This is a genomic window from Seonamhaeicola sp. (assembly GCF_028281565.1).
Lineage (GTDB): Bacteria > Bacteroidota > Bacteroidia > Flavobacteriales > Flavobacteriaceae > Seonamhaeicola.
Map to the genome: position 1 here is coordinate 179,536 of NZ_JANQJQ010000043.1, position 20,152 is coordinate 199,687.

A 20,152-nucleotide genomic window follows, 5' to 3' on the forward strand; every position below is an offset into this window, starting at 1 on the left:
AAACTTTGAGTAATTGTATTCGTTGAACCTAGAGATTTTGGAATAAGGTATTTATATAGAATATGGATAATATTTATATAGTAAATAAAATTACCAAGGGAGAGTTGCAAATAAACGGTAAGGCTGATAGCCATATCTGGCAACAAGCTAATATACTTGAGAGCTTCCGTTCTCCATGGGATTCAAAGGTTATTAAAAAAATTGATTTCAGAGCTCTTTGGGATGAATACAAGTTGTTTTTTTGCTTTAAAGTATATGATTCCGAAGTACATATTCATCCTTCCAAAAATATAAATGATAGTATAAATAATTCAGATAGGGTTGAATTGTTTTTCAAAAAAGATGATACTATGAATCCCTATTATTGCCTTGAAATTGACCCTACTTCAAGGATAATGGATTTTAAGGCTTATCCTCAAAAAGTATTTGATTTTGATTGGGAATGGCCTAGTAAGGATATAGTGGTTAAATCATCTATCGAGAAACAATACTTTATTGTAGAAATAGCAATAAGTATAAATTCCTTGGAAAGCTTTAATTTAATTAAGGATGGAAAAATCGAAACAGGGATTTATCGTGCCAAGTATAATAAAAATGAAAAAGGCGTTTATGAGCCAACTTGGATTTGCTGGATTGACCCCAAAACAGAATCCCCTAATTTCCATATTGCAACTTCTTTTGGAGTACTTCAACTTGAAAATTATTTTGAGTAAACATATTTTTATTGAATCAAGATAGTTTTCACTACAGCTTGTTGTGCAAATTCGTTTTTACACTTCTCCTTACTTTTTTCTTAAAACACATACCCTTTTTTGCGGAAATATGGCACGCCGGTCAGAGGTATTCATTCTTACTTTGTCTAAGACAAACATTAATAGACATCATATTAAATAAAATACCATAATGAATAAAGAAAAACCAACTTTAGTAGTACTGGCGGCCGGAATGGGTAGCCGCTATGGTGGATTAAAACAGATAGATTCCTTTACTCCAGAGGGGGATACTATCATAGATTTTTCACTATATGATGCATTGAGAGCAGGCTTTGGAAAGTTTGTCTTCATTATAAGGAAAAGCTTTGAAAAAGAGTTCAAGGAAATATTCAATAAGAAACTTGAAGGGAAGGCAGAGGTCGATTATGTGTATCAAGAGCTCGATAGTGTGCCAGAGAAGTTTATAAACCCAGAGCGTACCAAACCATGGGGGACTGGTCATGCCCTTTTAATGGCTAAAGGTGCTGTAAAGGAGAATTTTGCCATAATCAACGCAGATGATTTTTATGGCCAGGAGGCATTTGAAACCATGGCCAAACATTTAATGGAAACCGATAAGAAATCGTACGATTTTAGCACCATGGCATACCTTTTAAAAAATACCGTATCTGAATACGGATTTGTGTCAAGGGGAGAATGTAGTGTTGATAATGAAGGTTATTTAACAGATGTAACTGAACGTACCCATATTGAAAAAGTTAATGGAAAGTTGATGAGGAAAGATGATAATGATGATTTTATTCCTATAGATGAGAATACGGTGGTTTCCATGAATTTTTGGGGATTCACGCCTAAGTGTTTTGAGTTTGGCGGAAAATTGTTTGAAACATTTCTTGAAAAAAATAAGGAAAACCTAAAAGCGGAGTTCTACTTGCCCTCAATAGTCAATGAGATTTTAAAATCGCGTATGGCAAAGGTGGAAGTGTTGAAGTCCGATGCCAAATGGTTTGGGGTTACCTATAAAGAAGATAAGCCCATAGTGCAGAGTGCAATTGAAGAATTGAAATCAAAAGGGGTTTACCCAAAACAACTATGGTAGTATGATAGAGGAACAATTGAAATACATATTTAATCAATTTGATCACAAAGGAGAGTACAAGTCGTTTAAGGAATTGGCGTCAGGTCATATTAACGACACTTATTTGATAAAGACGGTGAGGAAGCCATACTTCGTCTTGCAGCGAATAAATCACGGAGTTTTCAAGGACGTACCTGGTCTTATAGAAAACAAAGTAGCAGTGAGTTGCCATATCCAAAAAAAACTCGAAAACAAATCCAAGAAAAAGCAGGAAAGAGGCGTATTGGCTTTTGCCAGGACCAAAGGTGGATCGGCCTACTATAGAGGTCATGAAGGAAATTATTGGAATTTAATGTACTTCATTGATAAAAGTGTTACTCACGAAACCGTTAAAAGCGGGGATATAGCTTATGAAGGAGGGAAACTAATGGGTAAATTCCTGATGCTTACCAAAGACTTTGACGTTAATAAGTTAATAGAGGTTATACCTAAGTTTCATGATATGTCTTTTAGGTATACTCAGTTTGAAGAAGCAGTAACAAAGGCTTCCAAAGAAAGATTGGAGGCTTCAAAAGAATATATAAAGATTATAAATGACTCTAGGCAAGAGATGCATATTCTGCAGTCCTTGAAGGAGTCTGGAGCAATAAGAACCAGGGTTACCCATAATGATACTAAGATTTCAAATGTGCTTTTCAATAAAAATAACAAAGGGATTTGTGTTATAGATACAGATACCGTTATGCCCGGCATAATCCATTATGATTTTGGAGATGCTATTAGGACCATATGTAATACAGCTGCAGAAGACGAAACAAATCTGGAGTTGGTTGAGTTTAATGTGGATTTTTATAAGGCCTATACCAAAGGGTTCCTCAAACATATGAAATCTTCAATTTCTCCCTTGGAACTTAAGTATCTACCCCTAGGTGCCAAAACCATGATATTCATTATGGCCTTGCGCTTTTTAACAGATTATTTGAACGGCGATATATATTATAAAACCAAGTATCCAGATCATAATCTAGATAGGACCAAAAACCAATTCAAGCTTTTGCAGAGTTTGTCAAATCAATTATCAAAAATAGAATAAGAGTATGAAGAAATATGTAGTTACAGGAGGAGCAGGGTTTATTGGAAGTCATATCACAGAGTATTTGTTGAAGAATGGACATCAAGTTACTGTCATAGATAACCTAAGAACAGGCTTTGAAAAGAACCTTAAAGGTTTAAATGCCAGATTTTTTGAAGAGGATATAAGAAACAAAGATCTTATCAACAGAATTATTACCAACACAGATGCTGTTTTTCATTTAGCCGCACTTGTAAGCGTTCCGGAATCTTTATTGAAAATTGATGAGTGTATTGAAATAAATACAATGGGGACCATTAACATTTTGGAAGCGGCCAGACAAAATGATAATTGCAAAGTGGTGCTTTCTTCATCTGCCTCAAATTATGGCGATAATCCAGTTTTGCCAAAAGTAGAAAGTATGATTCCTGAACCAATGACACCATATGCAATCACCAAACTAGATGGAGAATATTACCTAAGGATGTATTATGATCAATACAATTTGCAAACGGCCTCATTAAGGTACTTTAACGTTTTTGGTCCTAGACAAAACCCAAAATCAGCTTATGCAGCTGCAGTTCCAATTTTTATAGATAAAGCATTAAAAAATGAGCCCGTATCAATTTATGGAGATGGTAAACAAACTAGAGATTTTATTTATGTAAAGGATGTGGTAAGGGCGAATGTTTTGGCATCAGAAAAAGGGAACGAAACCTATAATGTTGCCTTAGGGCATAGTACGAGTATTTTGGAATTGGCCGAAAGGATAATTGATATAACAAATTCAAAATCAGAGATTAAATTTTTAGAAGAGCGCCCTGGGGACATAAAGCATTCCAAAGCCGACCCTTCAAAGTTCAACAAATTAGGTTTTAAGCCACAATATACTATAGAAGAAGCATTGGTAGAAACTATAAATCATTATGAAAAGGAGTTAATAACTAAGTCAAACAAATTCTAAAAAGAAAGATATGGGTTCAAAGAAAAACAGTAATACCATCCCAATTTTTATCATAGGCACAATGTTCGCCATATTCGGTTTTGTGACTTGGATTAACGGCACTTTAATACCTTTTATGAAGACGGTTAACGAACTCACAGAGGCACAGTCCTATTTGGTTGCATCGGCTTCATATATCAGCTTTGTAGTAATGGCTCTTCCGGCATCCTATCTATTGAATAAGATAGGTTACAAAAAGGGTATGTCGGTTGGCCTTTTAATCATGGCACTTGGAGCATTGGTGTTTATCCCAGCAGCCCATGCTAGGACTTATTGGATTTTTCTATTGGCTATTTTCATCCAGGGCATTGGGATGACCATTTTACAGACAGCGGCCAATCCATATATTACCATATTGGGACCCATAGAGAGCGGTGCCAAACGTATAGCCATAATGGGGATTTCTAATAAGGCGGCTGGTATCATAGCCAACATCATATTCGGAGCTCTATTGTTGACTGGGATAGATGATGTTAAAGAACGTTTGCTTACAGCGACAGAATCTGAAAAGGGAGCATTGCTTGACACTATGGCAGATAGCGTTGTAACGCCGTATATTGTTATGGCCTTAGCCCTATTTGTATTTGGGCTTCTTATAAGGAAGGCACCATTGCCTGAGGTGGAGGCCGAGGAGTCTAAAGAAGCGACGAAAAAAGTCACTGTAAAGACCCATATCTTCCAGTTCCCGCATCTGTGGTTCGGTGTATTGACCCTGTTCGTCTATGTGGGGGCAGAGGTGATTGCGGGAGATTCCATTATCGCTTATGGTCTGTCTCTTGGCTTTCCGGCAGAGTATGCAAAATATTTTACTCCATTTACTTTAACAGCTATGATTTCCATGTATGCTTTAGGGGTATTCTTGATTCCTAAATATATCAAACAGGAAAAGGCATTGATAATAAGTGCTGCCTTAGGGGTGGTGTTCAGTATAGGTATTTTGTTGACAACAGGTATCACTTCAGTGTTGTTTGTAGCAGCTTTAGGAATAGCAAATGCATTGGTCTGGCCTGCAGTATGGCCGTTGACTTTAGACGGTCTTGGGAAATTTACAAAAACGGGATCCGCCCTTTTGATTATGGCCATAGCTGGAGGGGCTATTATCCCTCCCCTGTACGGTAAGTTCGTAGATGCGAGTAAGCATGGCTTGATTACCTCAGGAGTACTAGAATCAGAGGCTCTGGCAAGAGCCTCAACCAGCAGCTATTGGATACTCTTACCGTGCTATACGATCATATTGTTATTCGCCCTTTGGGGCCACAGAATAGGAAAGAAGAAAAAATAGAAACAAACATAAACGATAATCAAGATGTTACAAAGTATTATAGATAAGTCCACTGGATTCGAAAAAAGGTTCGAGAATGTAGATACTGTGGTATTCCAGGATTCAGAAAAAGCCTCAAGGGCCGTAGCCAGTGAGATTGCCGACCTTATTAGGGTCAAGCAGGCACAGAAACAGCCCTGTGTACTAGGGCTTGCGACTGGTTCTACCCCAAAAGGGTTGTATGCTGAACTTGTTCGCCTGCACAAGGAAGAAGGCCTAAGTTTTAAAAACGTTATAAGCTTTAACCTAGACGAATACTATCCAATGCAACCGGATTCCATACACAGCTATGTATATTTCATGAATGAGCTGCTTTTTAAGCACGTGGATATCTTGCCGGAGAATGTGCACATACCAGACGGGACCCTTTCCAAAGCCGATATATCTGACTACTGTGATCGCTATGAGTCGAAAATAGAACGCCTCGGAGGTATAGACCTTCAGGTCCTTGGAATTGGAGGCAACGGTCACATTGGTTTCAACGAATCGGGTTCTTTGCAGAATTCCAGGACCAGGTTGGTGGCCCTTGACCATATCACTAGGGTAGCTGCAAGTAAGGATTTTTCTGGATTAGGAAATACGCCCCGGACAGCTATAACCTTGGGTGTGAAAAAAATCATGGAGGCCAAAAGGGTCATTTTAATGGCATGGGGAGAAGGCAAGTCAGATATAGTGAAATCATCTGTAGAAGGCCCGGTAACTAGTCAGGTGCCGGCGTCCTACCTTCAAGAACACCATAATGCAACCTTTGTCCTCGACAAGGGGTCTGGGTCTAGGTTGACCCGTGTTGATACGCCATGGCTTGTTGAGAAAATAAACTGGACTGACAGGTTAATAAAAAAAGCGGTTTTGGGACTTGCGCTGCATTTGGATAAGCCAATCTTAATGCTTACAGATGCGGACTATATCGAAAATGGGATGAGCGACCTATTGACAGCATCTGGCCCGGCCTATGATATCAACATCAAGATATTCAACGAGCTTCAGAACACCATTACTGGTTGGCCGGGAGGTAAACCCGGGGCAGACGATTCCAAACGTCCCGAACGTGCCGAACCGGCGAGTAAGCGGGTTTTGATATTCAGCCCACATCCCGATGACGATATCATCAGTATGGGCGGAACGTTCAAACGGCTTGTGGATCAAGGACATGAGGTACATGTGGCATACCAGACTTCTGGTAATATAGCAGTGGCTGATGATGAGGCACATAGGTTTGCCAGTTTTGTTTGTGATTACAACGAGCATTTCAGTATAGAGAGCCCCGAAGCTATTAAGATATATAAGGAAGCCACCAAATTCCTTGAAAGAAAGAAATCTGGCGATGTCGATATTCCGGAAGTTAGGGACATCAAAGGGCTCATTCGTAAAGGGGAGGCTAGAGCCACTAGTTATTTTGTGGGACTTAAGGAGGAACAAATACACTTCATGAACTTACCTTTCTACGAAACGGGAACCATTGAGAAGAGACCTATTGGAGAAGAGGATATAAAGATAACAGTGGATTTGATAGAGCAAATAAAACCGCATCAAGTCTATGCGGCAGGAGACCTTGCAGATCCACATGGTACTCATAAGGTGTGTTTGGATGTTATATTCGAGGCCATGAAGTGTCTTAAGCCAAAGAAATTCATGAAGGAATGTTGGCTGTGGCTTTACAGAGGTGCATGGCAGGAATGGGGTATTGACGAGATAGAGATGGCCGTACCTATGGGGCCAGACCAAGTATTGGACAAGCGTTACGGGATTTTTAAGCATCAGTCGCAAAAGGATGGGGTGGTGTTTCAAGGAACTGATAGCAGAGAGTTTTGGCAACGTGCAGAGGATAGAAACAGTGAGACTGCCGAAATTTATGATAAGCTTGGGCTATCTCATTATGCGGCTATGGAAGCTTTTGTAAGATGGGAATACTGATTGTAAATATTAAATTAAGATTAATAGCGCTCTTAATAGTTTAGTTTAGTTGATAGGCCGTTTCCCAATGAGTTAACCATGATTGTTCAAACTAGGGGCGGTCTTCTTAAGAATTTAGGGTAATTAGTCTTGAAACAGAGAATAAATATGATGTTCAAGGGGGAAATAGAATACAGGTCACCCTATTATAGTTGGAAGCATAGTGAGCCGGGGATTTCGGTTGAACGCTATGAGAAGTTCGTCAACTGGGTTTCAGGTGAGTACGACCTGTTACTCCAGGATGAAACGGACGGGCTCATTGTATTCAGTCCCAATGGCTGGGTAAGCATAAACAATGCCCCCGATACCGGTGGCCAAATTAATTTAATGTTGACCGTCAACCATAAATCAAAAAAGGAATCCGACAAGATTATTTCAGAGCTCTGTGAAATATATCGGCACGTACTGAGAATAATGGAAAAACCTGTAATGATTGCTAAATAAAAATAATAACAAAATATAGAATGGCATTAATAAAATCGATTTCCGGAATTAGGGGAACCATTGGTGGAAGCGTAAATGATAATTTAACGCCAATAGATGCGGTTAAGTTCGCCGCCTCTTATGGAACTTGGATAAAAAGAAGAAATACTAAAAAAGACCTTACTATTGTAATAGGTAGAGATGCCAGAATCTCTGGAGATATGATAAGTAGTTTAGTAAGTAATACCCTGGTGGGTTTGGGAATTCATGTTAAGGATATTGGGCTGTCAACGACTCCAACAGTTGAAGTAGCCGTTCCCAAAGAGTCTGCCGATGGAGGTATTATCATAACTGCTAGCCATAACCCAAAGCAATGGAATGCTCTTAAACTCTTAAATGAGAAAGGTGAGTTTTTAAATGCTGAAGACGGATTAGAAATTCTAAAAATAGCGGACCAAAATGACTATATCTTTGCTGAGCTTGATGATTTAGGTAGTTACAATGAAGAAAATGGCTATATAGATAGACATATTGATGAAGTTCTGAAACTGGGTTTGGTTAATGTTCACGCAATCAAACAATCAAAATTTAAAGTTGTAGTTGATGCTGTAAATTCAACTGGAGGAATAGCTATACCTGCATTATTAAAAAAGTTAGGAGTAGAATGTACAAAGTTATATTGCGAACCTAATGGCAAATTTCCTCATAACCCCGAACCGTTAAAGGAACACTTAACAGATATATCCGAATTGGTTATCAAGGAAAAGGCTGATTTTGGTATTGTTGTAGATCCTGATGTAGATAGATTAGCCATTGTATGTGAAGATGGTTCTATGTTTGGAGAAGAGTATACCTTGGTGGCATGTGCTGATTACGTGCTTGGTCAATCTAAAAACAAACATACAGTTTCTAACCTATCCTCATCTAGAGCATTATGCGATATTACCCTAAAACATGGTGGTACATATTCCGCAAGTGCAGTAGGTGAAGTAAATGTTGTTATTGAAATGAAAAGGACCGATGCGGTTATTGGAGGGGAAGGAAATGGAGGTATCATCTACCCTGACTCACATTATGGGAGAGATTCTTTAGTAGGAGTGGCTTTGTTTTTGTCTCATCTGGCAAACACGAAGATGTCATGTAAAGGATTGAGAAACTCTTATCCAAACTATTTCATGAGTAAAAGTAAGATAGAGCTAAAGCCAGAAATTGATGTGGATGGTTTATTAAAGAAACTAGCTAATAAATATCAGAATGAAGATGTTAATTTGATTGATGGGGTAAAAATCGATTTTGATTCTGAATGGGTTCACTTAAGAAAATCTAATACTGAGCCAATAATTAGGATTTATACAGAAAGTTTGACCCAATTGGAATCAGATAAATTGGCTAAGAAATTTATAAAGGAAATCGAAGATATTATTTAAATTTTAGGTCTGTAATTCTATATGTAAGGGCTTCTTATTATATTTATTACTGGGAGATAGCTTTTTATGTTTATAATCAAATGAAAATTAAATGGGGAATATTTAGTGTTTGTTTTCTTTTCTGTTTCAAAGTACTCTTAGGACAGAACCAAGGGGCTTTTAAACAAATTTCTATTGAACATGGACTGTCAAATAATAGAATTACTGCAATAGTTCAGGATAGTCTCGGCTTTATTTGGATAGGGACAAAAAATGGACTGAATAGATATGATGGTACCCAATTCAAAAAATACAATCAAAAAAATAGTGGTCTGAGTTCAAACGATATTTCTTCACTTCACATTGATAAAAAGGGTAATGTTTGGATTGGTACCATTGGAGGAGGAATAAACATTTATGATCCGATAAAAGAAAAATTTGAAGTTCATCGAAATTCCTCCACAGAAAACAATAAAATATCATCAAATGATATACACACAATTCTTGAAGACAAACATGGAAACATTTGGATTGGAACAGAAATGGGAATTGACCTTTTCGAACCTGAATCTAATGAAATAAAAACCTATCAACAGCATAAAGGCAATTTCAATTCGCAAAATTTTATAAGTGTTTGGGCGATGCTCGAAACATTAGAAGGAGATTTGTTTATAGGTACTTATGGAACCGGATTGTACAGGTTTGATGTGGAATCCAAAAAATTTATTTCCTGGCCAAAACCAGATAGCTATGATGGTAATTTAATGTTCGAATTTATCAATGCCTTAGAATACAATAACCATGGCGATTTATTGGTAGGGACCAATGGGAATGGACTCATTCGGTTGAATTTAAATACTAACGTCGCCTCCAAATTTTTCAAATCAGGTCGGGGCATTGATGCTCCTATTATTAGAACTATTTGGAATGACAACAATAATATCTGGATTGGGACCGACGGGGACGGAATAATTAAAGTAAGCAGTGGACATTCTTTAGAACAAAGCGTTGAACAATACTTATTTGACAATCGCTTAAGAGCTTCCTTGGCAAATAATACAGTAAATACAATTTTTAAGGACAACCAATCAAATATATGGATTGGTACGGCATGGAAGGGAATCAACATATTGGATAAACGCGTTAATAACAGTTTGTTCTATTATAGTGACGGAACAGGGTATGACGCTTCTCCTATATTGTCGGTTTTAAAAGATGACAAAAATTTATGGATTGGAACGGACGGGAAGGGCCTGAATAAATACAATATTAATTCTAGAAAAGTTGAAAATTTTCATGCACAAACTCAATTGCCTTTAGGTGGAGATTATGTACAACTAATTAAGAAAAAAGCGACCGGTCAATATTGGGTGGGAACTTTCGCTAATGGTCTAATTCTTTTCGATTCCCAAAGAGGAAAAATAGAACAATTCAAAAGAAATAACTTGGTCGAAACCTCACTACCTTATAATGATGTTAGGGATTTAATAGAATTACCGACTGGTGATTTATGGATAGGCACATGGGGAGGTGGACTAAGTTTTCTCAATTATGAAACAAAAACCTTTGAAAATTATAGGTACTCAGAAAACATATTTAACTCATTAAGCAGTGACAATGTTATTTCTCTACTTCCGGATTCAGAAGGTATAATTTGGATAGGTACTCATGGAGGGGGTTTGAACAAGTTCGATTCTAAATCAAAAGAATTCAGGCGGTTCAAAAATATTGAGACCAATGCAAAATCTATTAGCAGTGACTATATATTTGATTTGTTGCAAGATAAAAAAGGGAATATTTGGTTGGCTACCAAAGAAGGTTTGAATAGGTTTGACAAAAACAACGAGTCTTTTGAAAGATTTGAAGTAGGAATAACAACTAACTCTAATACGGTTGTTTCATTAATTGATGATGATTTTGGAAATATATGGATGGGGACTAAAGATGGGATTTTTAAATATAATGTGGACAAAGAATCTATAGAGCGCATTCAAAGTAATTGGAGCGAATTTCATTTAAATTCCGTGTGCAAAGATACTCAAGGGATTCTATATTTTGGAGGGGTGGAAGGAGTGTCTTCATTTAATCCAATGATAGCCAAACATGAGAAAAATGACCCTAAAGTATATTTTACGGATTTAAAACTGTTTGAAAAAAGTGTTTCAGTAGGTGAAGGTGAAATGCTTGAAAAAAACATTTCGGTTACCGAAAAAATAACCACAAACCATAAGCAATCAGTGATTACTTTTGAATTTTCAGCGCTAGAATTCCCTTTTAGTAAGGTTGATTATAGTGTGAAAATGGAGGGGTTCGAAACTAATTGGAGAAAGATAGGAAACCTAAGATCCGCTACATATACTAATCTTTCCGCAGGTGATTATGTTTTCAAAGTCAAAGCCAGTGATTCACATATTAATAATTCCAATAATGAAAATATAGCTTCAATAAGGTTGGAGGTATTGCCTCCGTATTGGAAAACTTGGTGGGCATATGTTTGTTATTTTATACTATTAGTCATTATTCTATGGCTTATAAAGTATTATACATTTGCTTGGATTGAGGTTAAAAATAATTTAAGACTTGAAAAATTACAACGAGAGCAAGAGGATAAAATTCATCAACTAAAACAGAGGTTTTTTACGAATATTTCACATGAGATTAGAACCCCCTTGACTTTGATTACAGGTACTATCAATAGTCTTATGAGGAGCAATGTGAGCGCCAAAGAACAAAAACAACTAACTAACCTTAAGAGGAGTACTGGTCGTTTAATGAATTTAGTTAGTGAATTACTAAACATCAGGAAGTTAGAAACAGGTAATATAAACTTGCACATAAGTGAAAATGATATTGTCTATTTTATTCAAGAGATTTTCTTGGCTTTTTCTCAACATGCCATATCAAATAATATTAATTATAAGATTGAGAAACCAGATACTTCCGTCTACGTTTGGTTCGATAAAATTCAGTTAGAAAAGACAATCTATAATTTGTTGACCAATGCATTCAAGTTCACTTCGAGTGGTGATAGCATAGTTTTAAGTATTTTGAGAGAAGGTGAATTTGTGAAAATATCAGTAAAAGATACAGGAAAGGGGATTCCTGAAAACAAATTGCCCCACATTTTTGATAGATTCTATCAAAATGAAGATACAATTACAGATAATTTAGGATTTGGAATTGGACTTTCCATTGCTAAGGACATAGTTAAATTACACTCAGGAACGCTAACAGTGAATAGTGCTTTGAACGAAGGGAGTTGTTTTACAATAGCCTTGCCATTGGGTAATACCCATTTTACAAGAGAACAACTCGTTCCGGGTTCTGATAGTTCTGAAGATTTGATAACACGTTATGCGAACACCTCACAAAAGGAATTTGATGGTAATGAATTTAATAATTATCAGGTATTGATTGTTGAAGACAACCCTCATTTACTTGATTATCTCAATGAACTTTTATCTGTGAATTTCGAGGTGGTGACTGCAGATAATGGTGAAAAGGGATATGAAATAGCAAGGGAACAGTTACCTGATATTATCGTAAGTGATATAATGATGCCGATTATGGATGGCATTACTTTGTGTTCCAAGTTGAAGTCGAATATTTTAACGAGCCATATTCCGGTCATTTTACTTACTGCCAGAACTATGGTTGAAAATATTATGGAAGGATTTGAAACTGGTGCCGATGATTATTTAGTGAAACCATTCAATGAAGATATATTAGTTGCTAGAATTAAGAATTTATTAGAAAGCAGGAGGCAATTAAGAGAAAAATTCACCAATGATATTTTGCTTAGTCCCAGGGAAATGTCATTTACCTCACCAGACCAAGAACTGCTAACTAAACTTAATAATATCATTGAAGCAAATATTGATAATTCCGAATTCCATATAGAAGAGTTAGCTTCAGAAATGGCAATGAGTCATTCCAACTTATATAAAAAGATTAAAGCATTAACAGGAATGACAACCGTGGCCTTTGTTAGGGATTTTCGTTTAAAAAGGGCTGCTCAACTTTTGGGGCAAAACAAAATGTCAATTATTGATGTTTGCTTTAAAGTTGGTTATACTGACCGGCGTCATTTTAGTCAGGAGTTTAAAAAGAAATTTGGTGTTACCCCTACTACCTATGCCAAAGAGAATCTTATTGGCTAACATTTTTAGATAAGTAATCTTAGAAAATAAAAATAGCCGTTTAATTTACTGAAATAAGTTTGAGTTATAGGAGGAAACCTCTTTAAAATAAGGGTTTTACGAAAATACCAACCTTTTATGCCGAGTTCTCAACGTTTTGTTTTTGAGTATTGACTATAAGTTTGTGTTTAACAATTCGAATTAGCTAATACTCAAAAATTTAATTATGAAAAAAAACAAACTAAAAATTATTGTGTCATTACTATTTTTGGGGGCCATGGTGTTTTCATCTTGTGAAGAAGATGATATAGCCATAGTAGGCCTAGAAGAAATAGTATTGGGAGAAAGCATTATACAATTAAATGTTGATGAAGTTCAAAAGATTGTTGTGACTCCCGCTCCTGAGAATCCAACAGAAAATGTAATTTGGTCTTCAAGCAACGAGCAAGTTGCCAAAATTCAGTATACGGAAAACGGATTAGTAGCTGGGGTTAAAGGGATTAGTCTTGGTGATGCTATTTTAACAGCTAAAAGTGAAGGAGGCTCCATAACTAAAACAATAGAGGTTAACGTTATAGTCAAAATTGAAAAAATTGAATTGGAGGAAGCACCTGATGGAGACCCCTCAACAACAAAGTATAATGTGATTTTTACTCCGGAAAATGCTACAATAAAAGATGTGATTTGGTCCTCAAGTGACCCAGGAGTAATTTCGGTTGACCAGAATGGAAATATAACGGCTGTATCAGCAGGTGTAGCAGTAATAACTGTTACATCAGTTCAGGGACAAAAAAGTGCTTCAGTAGAGTTGGTGGCTAGTGGAAACCCGGCTATATTGGGACTTCAGTACTGCTCTGTGGAAGGTACAGGTTCATATAATGCCGATATTATAACCACAACAGGAGCCAACGTAAATATAAATCATTCGGAGAGCCAACCTGCTAATAATTATGGCTTTTACGAAAGTGAAGTACTTGAGATTGCAGCAGAAGGATCTTTTACTTTAGAACTAACACAATCAAACACATGGTCTAAATCTAAAGTATATATTGATTGGAACGGAGATAAGGACTTCGAGGATTCTGGTGAATTGGTAATTGAGTTTGGATTGGATGATCAATTAAACGATGGCCCCTTTTCACAAGAGGTTGTAATACCGGCCGAGGCTCAAGTAGGTGATTCTAGAATGCGAATTATTACTTCTGATGCTTGGGTTGAACATGGAATTTGTGGAGCGGTACCGAATCAAACAATAAAAGATTTCCCTGTTACAATTGGAGGGATTGCGTATTGCTCAATTTCTGGTACAGGTTCATATAATGCCGATACAATAACTACAACTGGTGCTGATATTAACATAAATCATGCGGGAGATCAGCCTTCGGGAAATTATATGTATTATGCAAATGAAGTATTAACTGTTACTAAAGAATCTAGTTTTGATTTGGCTTTGACCCAATCAAACAATTGGTCAAAGTCCAAAGTCTTTATAGATTGGAATGCTGATGGAGATTTTGAAGATGCAGGAGAGTTAGTTGCTGAATTTGGAGCCGACGATCAATTAAATGATGGGCCATTCTCTCAAACAATAAACGTGCCGGCAGAAGCAGTGGTTGAGACAGTTAGAATGCGGGTCTTAACGTTAGACGCTTGGGTTGGTTATGGGCTTTGTGGAGAAGTAGCCAATCAAACCACTAAAGATTTTAAGGTAAATATTCAATAAATATAAAAGACATTAAATATGAAATTTAAAATAAAGATATTATATCTGTTTCTGTTAATAACATCTATTACGTTTGCACAACAAACGATAACAGGTGTGGTAACATCAGATGACAGCCAACCTTTGCCTGGAGTGACTATTCTTTTAAAGGGAACTTCACAAGGAACCTCAACTGACTTTGATGGAAAATATTCAATTGAAGCCCCCTCAACAGGAACCCTTGTTTTTAGTTATGTAGGTTTTGTAACTAAAGAAGTTGCGGTTAACAATAAAACTGTTGTTAATATTAGTTTGCAAGAAGATGTGTCTCAGTTGGATGAGGTTGTTGTTGTAGGATATGGTACTCAAAAGAAAAGTGACATTACAGGAGCCGTTACCTCTGTGAATGTAAGTGAATTACAAGATGTTCCAATTGCTAGAGCAGATCAGGTATTGCAAGGTAGGGTAGCAGGAGTCCGAATTAACAATAACGACGCCTCTCCAGGAGGGAATGTTTCTATTCGTATTAGAGGGGTTAGCTCTATAAACGGAGGGAGTAATCCTTTAGTAATTATAGATGGTGTTCAAGGTGTGTCTTTAAGTGACGTGCACCCCAATGATATTAAATCAATGGAAGTTCTCAAAGATGCTTCTGCAACTGCAATTTATGGTTCTAGAGGGGCAAGTGGAGTTATTTTAATAACTACCAAAAAAGGAAGAATTCAAAAACCAACTATAACAATTAATTCCTTCACAACAATACATCAAATAAGGAAGAAATTAGATTTTCTAAATGCCAATCAATATGCTCAGCAGGTTAACCAAAATAGATTGGAAAGAGGTTTACCATTAGTGTTCACAGATCAACAATTACAGGATTTTGCAGCTAATGGTGGTACAGACTGGCAGGACGAAATTTATAGAACAGGACTTTCACAGAATCATCGTTTAAATGTTAGTGGCGGTACGGAAAATGTTAATTACAGTGTTTCAGGAGACTATCTTGAAAATAAAGGAATTGTTATCAACTCCTTATTTAAGAAATTTTCCATGCGTTCCAATATCCAAGCAAAACTTAGCGAAAGGGTAAAAGTTAAGTTAAATACTTTTATGAACTTTTCTAAGGACAACCCTACTTTGCTAAATGCTCGCGATGCAGAAGGTAGTCCTGTTTATGCGTCATTAGTATTTGGGCCAACCAGACCTATTTTTCTAGAAGATGGTACCTACTCGAGACCTGACGGTGCTTATGGGCCAGTAACGGAGTATAACCCAGTTGCTTTGGCTAATGAGCCAATAAGGGACAATTATACTAATAGTACTATAATTAACCCTAGTATAGAATATGAAATCTTTGATGGATTAAGTCTAAATATCATGGGGTCTTATCAATTGTTCGATAGAGAAAACGGGTTTTATATCAACGAAAAGATAATTAATGGAACCGAAGGAGATAGACGTGCGTCTATATATAATAGTAAATGGGTTACTTATCAAAACACAAATAGGTTAACATATGCTAAAGAATTTAATGAAAAGCACAATTTACAGATAACAGGTGTATTTGAACAGCAAACCCAAGAGTTCAATGAAAATTGGGCAGGAGCTAGGGGGTTTCTTACTAATGCGGTGACTTATAATAATTTAGGTCTTGGGGAGTTCCCGTCAAAACCTACTTCTTGGAGGGATAAATCCTCTTTGGAATCTTTCATGGGACGTATAAACTATGCCTTCGATGAAAAGTACTCCATAACATTAACAGGACGTTCCGATGAAGCATCGGTTTTCTCAGAAAATAATAAACGTGCATTTTTTGCTTCAGCAGGTTTGGCGTGGACTATTTCGAATGAAAACTTCTTAAAAGATTCAAATGTTATTAATAATCTAAAATTAAGGGGAAGTTATGGAGAAGTCGGTAATGCGGCAATTAGTCCATATCAATCTTTAGCTAAATTAGATACCGGATTTGATTTTCCTTTTGGAGGAACAAATTTAAATACCGGGATTGCATTATCTACACAGGCTCCTAACCCAGATTTGAAGTGGGAAACTACAGAAAGTTATAATATCGGGCTTGATTTATCCATGTTTAACGGTGGTTTGAACTTAACAGCTGAATATTACAATAAAACTACTTCAGATTTATTATTAGAGCGTGCATTGCCTCAGGCATCTGCTTTTCAGACACAATTGGTAAATGCTGGTAAAGTTGAAAATAAGGGAGTGGAACTTGCCTTGTCCTTAACTCCGGTTAGAAACGATAATTTTAAGTGGGATTCAGATATTATCTTTACTAAAAACACCAATAAAGTTCTAGCTCTTAATGATGGAGAAACAGAATTGCGTTTGGGTGGAGCCGGATTACCTGGGCATTCAGATGCTGTATGGTTAGAAGTTGGACAGCCCATTGGTTTAATAAGAGGTTTAGAATTTGATGGCATTTGGGGTACAGATGAGGATGTTCTGGCAGCAGCTTATGGTGTGACACCAGGATCTGAAAGATATGTCGATCAAAATAATGACGGTTTGTACAGTATTGCTGATGCTGTTAATATTGGAAATGCGCTTCCTGATTTTACATATAGTTGGAATAATACATTTACGTATAAAGGGCTTTCCTTAAATGTTTTTATTGTGGGGTCTGAAGGTAATGATATATATAATTTGGGACGCTCTTTAATAGAAGGTGGAGATGGTCTGAGTATTGCAAATCTAAATGTATGGACTCCAGATAACCAAAACACAAACATTCCTGCTCATAATGCTGAAGGCGGTTTTAGGAACTCAAGCCGTTGGATAGAGGATGGTTCATACTTAAGAATTCAGAACATTACTTTAGGGTACACCATTCCTGAAAAATTATCAGAAAAGCTTGGTATTGATTCTTGCAGAATTTATACTACTGGAACTAACTTGTTTACGTTTACAGACTATTCTGGGTTTGACCCTGAGTCAAATAATTCTGGAAGTATTGCCAATAGTCGTAATGCTGTAGATTCCTTTGCTGGAATTGACTTGGCATCTTATCCATCGCAAAAACAATATACTTTAGGAGTAGATATTAAATTTTAAAATTATTACTATGAAAAACATAAAATATAATACCATATTTTTATTTATAGCCTTGTTTGTATTCGGCAGTTGCGCGGATATCGAACTGGAAGAAACACCTCCATCCTTGCTAAGTCCAGAATCCTTTTTTACAACAGAGAGCGAATTTCAGGCGGCTCTGGCAGGTACCTTTTTACCTCTTTATTCTGGTTGGGAAGGCTTTGATTATGCGTACCCCCTAATTATGACTTCTGGAGCTGAAGATGTTATGTCTAATGCCGGAATATATAGAAACCTTAATCAATTAAGTGCTAACGATAGCGATCAATCAATCATTGCTGTTTGGAAAAGAATGTATCAAACTATTGGTAATGCCAACGTGATTATTGGTAATTTAGAAAATGCTCAGGGAATTGCTGAAGACAAACTAAATGCTATTGAAGGGCAGGCTAAGTTTATTAGGGCCTTTTGTTACTTTTATTTGGTACGTTGGTTTGGTGAGGTTCAGTTAACCACTTTTGAAAACCAAGGTGATATTGAAAATGTTAAGCAATCTTCCGTAGCAGATATTTATGCCTCTATCGTGGATAACCTGAAGGATGCTGAGGCAAAACTTCCAATAAGTTTTCCTGAAAGAGGACGTCCTACACAAGGAGCTGCGAAAGCCTTATTAGCGAAAGTTTATTTGACAATGGCTGGTTGGCCTTTAGAGGATACGTCTAACTATGCTTTAGCGAGGGATAAGGCCAAAGAGGTTATAGATGCTGGAACATACGATTTAGAGACAAATTTTGCTGACTTATGGGTTCAAGCTAATAGGTTAACAAATACTGAATTTATATTTGGCTTTTATGGTTCCATAGAAAATGATGGCGCTGTTTCAAGTCACATGCATACAGCCTCCAGACACTGGGGTAATGGGGAAAACGGATGGGGAGACTTCCATAGCGAAACTCGTTTTTTTAATGTATTTCCAGAGGGCCCAAGAAAAGATGCATCGTTTACATCGGTTTTCGCGGATGGAATGACCTTTGAAGAGGCCGGAGTTGAGCCATATATAGCTAAATATAGAGATGCCGGCCAAACGGTAAGTGGAGGTCTGGCAGGTGAAGGATTTAATGTACTGTTGCGCTATGCAGATGTTTTACTTATATATGCTGAAGCAGCTAATATGGACGAAGGAAGCCCTTCAACAGAAGCCTATAATGCAATTAATGCTGTAAGGCAAAGAGCAGGTTTAGCAGATTTGACCTCAGGATTATCGCAATTAGAATTTGATGAAGCCGTAATTGCAGAACGTAATTGGGAGCTTGCTTTTGAGATGAATCGTTGGTTTGATTTGGTAAGAAAGAAAATGGTTGTTGAAGTTAATCAAGGTGTTCATACAGGAGTAACAGAAAACAATAGATTATTACCTAAACCTGGAGCTCAATTGATACCTAGTATCTTGGAGCAAAATACGGGATATTAAAATAAAGTGAATCTTGGTTTTTAATTTTAAGTTAAAAATGGAAAAGGTTGCCAGTCTAATTGGTAACCTTTTTTTATCAATTAAGAATTAAAAGTTAATGCCCTATTTCTGCCATGTAGCACAATGCAGTTTTAAATCGAAAATTAAAAAAATATAATACTATCCAATCATGAGCAATTACCACATAAAACATTTAGAGGAATATTATCAGGTTTACAGAAAATCGGTCCGGGACCCAGAGCATTTTTGGGAAGAGATCGCCGAGGAGCATTTTATGTGGAGCAGGAAGTGGGATAAGGTATTGAGTTGGGATTTTTCAAAACCTGAAGTGAAATGGTTTGAAGGGGCTGAGTTAAACATTACCGAAAACTGTATAGACAGGCATTTGGCAACCAGAGGGGATAATACGGCCATTTTATTTGAGCCTAACGATCCCAATGAGGAAGCCGAAACAATAACCTTAGAAAAAAGATCAATCAGATCATTACGGAGCATATAGGGCCCATAGCCAAACTGGATAAGATCCAATTCACCAGTGGGTTGCCCAAGACACGATCCGGGAAGATCATGAGGCGCATCTTAAGAAAGATAGCCCATAAGAACACCAGTAATTTAGGAGATACCAGTACACTATTGAATCCCGAAGTTGTTCAAAGTATTATGAAAGGGGTGAAATAGCACTAAAAGTTAGATGACTTCCGATACATATTACTACAATTTACAATAGCTAACTTTTAGAAATGGCAACGATAACAAAAGGCATCATAAATTGATACAAATTTGAATTTGATTTACTGAACTTAGATTACGGGAATTCAGG

12 protein-coding genes and 1 pseudogene are annotated in these 20,152 nt (G+C 36.8%); all 13 read left to right on the forward strand.

Annotation, left to right across the window (positions count from 1 at the left end):
• Window positions 1-62: 62 nt before the first annotated feature.
• Entirely contained in the window at window positions 63-713 is a 651-nt protein-coding gene (locus tag Q0983_RS18200; protein WP_299556310.1) for a sugar-binding protein, read from the forward strand.
• Between the two features lie 190 nt (window positions 714-903).
• Window positions 904-1,812 (forward strand): sugar phosphate nucleotidyltransferase, encoded by a 909-nt coding sequence (locus Q0983_RS18205; protein ID WP_299556311.1) that lies wholly within the window; start codon window positions 904-906, stop codon window positions 1,810-1,812.
• Between the two features lies 1 nt (window position 1,813).
• Window positions 1,814-2,884: an aminoglycoside phosphotransferase family protein gene (locus tag Q0983_RS18210; protein WP_299556312.1), complete on the forward strand. Its 1,071-nt coding sequence runs from the start codon at window positions 1,814-1,816 to the stop codon at window positions 2,882-2,884.
• 4 nt (window positions 2,885-2,888) lie between these two features.
• Entirely contained in the window at window positions 2,889-3,827 is a 939-nt protein-coding gene (locus Q0983_RS18215) for an SDR family oxidoreductase (protein ID WP_299556313.1), read from the forward strand.
• Window positions 3,828-3,888: 61 nt separating this feature from the next.
• Window positions 3,889-5,148: a sugar MFS transporter gene (locus Q0983_RS18220; protein WP_299556314.1), complete on the forward strand. Its 1,260-nt coding sequence runs from the start codon at window positions 3,889-3,891 to the stop codon at window positions 5,146-5,148.
• A 24-nt stretch (window positions 5,149-5,172) separates the two neighbouring features.
• Window positions 5,173-7,101, forward strand: coding sequence for a glucosamine-6-phosphate deaminase (gene nagB / locus Q0983_RS18225; protein WP_299556315.1), 1,929 nt, complete (start codon window positions 5,173-5,175; stop codon window positions 7,099-7,101).
• A gap of 147 nt (window positions 7,102-7,248) precedes the next feature.
• Window positions 7,249-7,584: a hypothetical protein gene (locus Q0983_RS18230; protein ID WP_299556316.1), complete on the forward strand. Its 336-nt coding sequence runs from the start codon at window positions 7,249-7,251 to the stop codon at window positions 7,582-7,584.
• A gap of 20 nt (window positions 7,585-7,604) precedes the next feature.
• Window positions 7,605-8,990, forward strand: coding sequence for a phosphoglucosamine mutase (gene glmM, locus Q0983_RS18235; RefSeq protein WP_299556317.1), 1,386 nt, complete (start codon window positions 7,605-7,607; stop codon window positions 8,988-8,990).
• Window positions 8,991-9,070: 80 nt separating this feature from the next.
• The gene (locus tag Q0983_RS18240; protein WP_299556318.1) at window positions 9,071-13,129 is read left to right on the forward strand and encodes a two-component regulator propeller domain-containing protein; all 4,059 of its coding nucleotides are present in this window, start codon (window positions 9,071-9,073) and stop codon (window positions 13,127-13,129) included.
• Between the two features lie 205 nt (window positions 13,130-13,334).
• A complete protein-coding gene (locus tag Q0983_RS18245) occupies window positions 13,335-14,831 on the forward strand; it encodes a GEVED domain-containing protein (RefSeq protein ID WP_299556319.1) in 1,497 nt (498 codons plus the stop codon).
• Window positions 14,832-14,849: 18 nt separating this feature from the next.
• Entirely contained in the window at window positions 14,850-17,882 is a 3,033-nt protein-coding gene (locus Q0983_RS18250) for a TonB-dependent receptor (RefSeq protein ID WP_299556320.1), read from the forward strand.
• A 10-nt stretch (window positions 17,883-17,892) separates the two neighbouring features.
• Window positions 17,893-19,332 carry a RagB/SusD family nutrient uptake outer membrane protein gene (locus Q0983_RS18255; protein ID WP_299556321.1) on the forward strand — a complete coding sequence of 480 codons (1,440 nt, stop codon included), beginning with the start codon at window positions 17,893-17,895 and terminating at the stop codon, window positions 19,330-19,332.
• Between the two features lie 169 nt (window positions 19,333-19,501).
• A pseudogene (locus Q0983_RS18260) lies at window positions 19,502-19,792 on the forward strand (acetyl-coenzyme A synthetase N-terminal domain-containing protein); the annotation flags it as partial.
• Between the last annotated feature and the right edge of the window lie 360 nt (window positions 19,793-20,152).